Here is a 2,996-nt window from a genome sequence, read left to right on the forward strand (position 1 = left end):
CGCGCGCCCAACGGCCCCCGCCCGGCGGTGGACACCGACACGCCCGACCTGCGCATCAGCCTGGTGGTGCGCAAGGGCAGGGCAATCGTGTCGATCGACATCGGCGGCGGCTCGCTGCACCGCCGCGGCTGGCGCCAGTCGCAGGGCGAGGCGCCGCTGAAGGAAAACCTTGCCGCGGCGATGCTGGTGCGCGGCGGCTGGCAGAAAATCTACGCCGACGGCGGCGCGCTGCTCGACCCGATGTGCGGCAGCGGCACGCTGCTGATCGAGGGCGCGCTGATGGCCGCCGACGTCGCGCCGGGCCTGCATCGCCTGAAGGGCAAGCTGCCCACGCGCTGGAAGCAGTTTGACGAAGAACTTTGGAACGGAATCGAGGCCCAGGCGCGCCAGCGCGCCGAAGTCGGGCTGGCCGCGCTGAAGCCGGTGTTCTTCGGCGCCGACGTCGACCCGGCATCCCTGCATTCCGCCGTGGCCAACGCCGATCGTGCCGGCATCGCCGAGCTGATCCGCTTCGACCGTGCGCCGGTGTCGGCACTCAAGGCCCCGGGCCCGTCGCGCGGCCTGGTGGTGTGCAACCCGCCCTACAACGCGCGCCTGGTCGCCGACGCCGCGCTTTACCGCGAGCTGGGCGATGCCCTGCGCAGCGCCGTGCCGGACTGGCGCGCCGTGCTGCTGTGTGGCTCGGACGAGCTGGCCCAGGCCAGCGGCCTGCGCGCGGCCAAGCGCTACGCTTTCTTCAACGGCACGCTGGAATGCGCGCTGGTGGTGTGCGACCCGGTGCAGCCGCCGGCACGGCCACCGCGCGAGGCCAAGCCGCTGACCGACGGCGCCCAGATGGTCGCCAACCGCCTGCGCAAGAACCTCAAGCGGTTCAAGTCGTGGCGTGAGCGCGAAGGCGTGTTCGCCTGGCGCGCCTACGACGCCGACCTGCCGGAGTATTCGGCGGCGGTGGACGTGTACGTCGAGGACGGCGGCGAAGCCCGCACCTTCGTGCACGTGCAGGAATACGAAGCGCCCGCCACCATTCCCGAAGCCGACAGCCGTCGCCGTTTCGGCGAGCTGCTGGACGCGGTGCGGGAAGTGTTCGCCGTACCCACCGAGCAGGTGTCCATCAAGACCCGTGCCCGCGGCAAGGGCGGCAGCAAGTACGGCCAGATGGACAAGCGCGGCGAACTGGTCGCCGTACGCGAGGGCCAGGCCAGCCTGCTGGTGAATTTGTTCGACTACCTCGACACCGGCCTGTTCCTGGACCATCGCCCGATCCGTCTGCGCATCGGCCGCGAGGCCCGCGGCAAGCGAATGCTGAACCTGTTCGCCTACACCGGCGCGGCCAGCGTGCATGCGGCGGTGGGCGGTGCACGCTCAACCACCAGCGTTGATCTGTCGGCTACCTATCTGGAGTGGGCCGGCAAGAACCTCGCGCTCAACGCGGCGGCTGGCCGCAGCCACCAGCTGGTGCAGGCCGACGTGATGTCCTGGCTGGCGGCCGACCGCGGCCAGTACGACCTGATCTTCTGCGACCCGCCGACCTTCTCCAACTCGGCCCGTGCGCAGGATTTCGACACCCAGGCCGACCACGTGCGCCTGCTGCGCGCCTGCTGCTCACGCCTGGCGCCGGACGGGCTGCTGCTGTTTTCGAACAATTTCCGGCGCTTCAAGCTCGACCAGGCCGCCATCGCCGAGTTCGCCACCTGCATCGAGATCAGCCCGCGAACCATCGACCCGGATTTCGAACGCAACCCGCGCATCCACCGCTGCTGGGAGCTGCGCCGGGTCTGAGGACTCAGCCCCGGCCGGCCTCGGCCGACACGCGGCCTTTCGCCCCGGAGGTCGCCTCCCGGTAGGCGTCGGCGGGCACCAGCTCGATGCGTTCGATGCGGCAGGCCATCCGCGGGGTCACGACGCGATCGCCGAAATGGCCGCAGACGCGGCCGCTGAGGCTGTCGCCGCGAAAGCCGATGGTGGCTGCACTGCCCAGGTCGGTGCACGACTCGGCCAGCGTGATGCGGTACTTGCGGCGGCCGCCGTCCACCAGCAGTTCGGTGCTGTCCACGTAGTGCCAATTGCGCAGGGTGGACGGGTCAAGGCAGTCGGCGGGCTTGAGCGGCACGCGGGGCGTGGCCGGATCGCCGGCGCTGGCGGTGGCGGCAAGCAGCAGGGCGAGCACGGGAACGGGGGACAGGCGCATGGCGGATCTCATGGGCGTGGCTGCGTGGATGAACGAGGCCAGTGTCGCGGCCGGGCACTTAACCCGCGCGAAACGCGCGCCGGCGCATTATGCTGTGGCCATGCGCCGAAACGTTACCCCCACGCCCCCCACCTGGACCTTCTTCCGCCAATGGCTCAAGAATCCGCTGGGCATGGCGGCCATCTCGCCCTCCAGCCCGCAGCTGGCGCGGCAGATGATGTCCGAACTTCCGCGCGGGACCAGCCGCGTGATCGAACTGGGCGGCGGCACCGGCGTGTTCACGCAGGCCCTGCTCGACCACGGCATTGCACCGGCCGACCTGCTGGTGCTCGAGCTCAATGAAGAATTGCACCAGCACCTGCAGCGGCATTTTCCGCAGGTGCAGGTGGCCTGCGCCGACGCCCGCGACTTGGGCGACTTGGCGCTGGCGCGTGGTTTTGGCCCCGAATCCCCGGCTGATGCGGTGATCTCGGGCCTGGGCCTGCTTTCGATGCCCAAGGCTACCCAGCAGGCCATCCTGGGCGCCGCGTTCGACTGCATGCAGCCACAGGGGCGGTTCGTCCAGTTCACCTACGGCCCGGCGAATCCGGTGGCCAGGGAAGTCATTGAAGCCCTGGGCCTCAACGCCCGGCGCGGCAGTTTCACCTGGTGGAACGTGCCGCCGGCCACCGTTTACGTGTATTCGCGGCGCATTTCGCGCGCCATCGCGCCGCGCTCGATGCGCTGAGCGTCGGGGCTTTCGCCCCCCGCCCCACCTCCCGGGTGCCCGGGCCGGACGGCCCCCCCCCTTCGAATAAGCCGGCGGGGG

At 70.3% G+C, this 2,996-nt stretch carries 3 protein-coding genes; 2 read left to right on the top strand and 1 reads right to left on the bottom strand.

Going from position 1 to position 2,996, the window contains the following annotated elements; genetic code table 11:
• The coding region (gene rlmKL, locus K0M70_RS13700; protein ID WP_290782851.1) for a bifunctional 23S rRNA (guanine(2069)-N(7))-methyltransferase RlmK/23S rRNA (guanine(2445)-N(2))-methyltransferase RlmL at positions 1–1,779 on the top strand (1,779 nt) is incomplete at its 5' end.
• A 4-nt stretch (positions 1,780–1,783) separates the two neighbouring features.
• Here rlmKL and K0M70_RS13705 read toward each other — a convergent pair.
• Positions 1,784–2,188 carry a DUF6491 family protein gene (locus K0M70_RS13705; protein WP_290782853.1) on the bottom strand — a complete coding sequence of 135 codons (405 nt, stop codon included), beginning with the start codon at positions 2,186–2,188 and terminating at the stop codon, positions 1,784–1,786.
• 100 nt (positions 2,189–2,288) lie between these two features.
• On the opposite strand from K0M70_RS13705, the gene K0M70_RS13710 reads away from it, so the two are divergent.
• Positions 2,289–2,915: a methyltransferase domain-containing protein gene (locus tag K0M70_RS13710; RefSeq protein ID WP_290782854.1), complete on the top strand. Its 627-nt coding sequence runs from the start codon at positions 2,289–2,291 to the stop codon at positions 2,913–2,915.
• Positions 2,916–2,996: the final 81 nt, after the last annotated feature.

It is taken from the genome of Arenimonas sp., assembly GCF_019459675.1.
Lineage (GTDB): Bacteria > Pseudomonadota > Gammaproteobacteria > Xanthomonadales > Xanthomonadaceae > Arenimonas.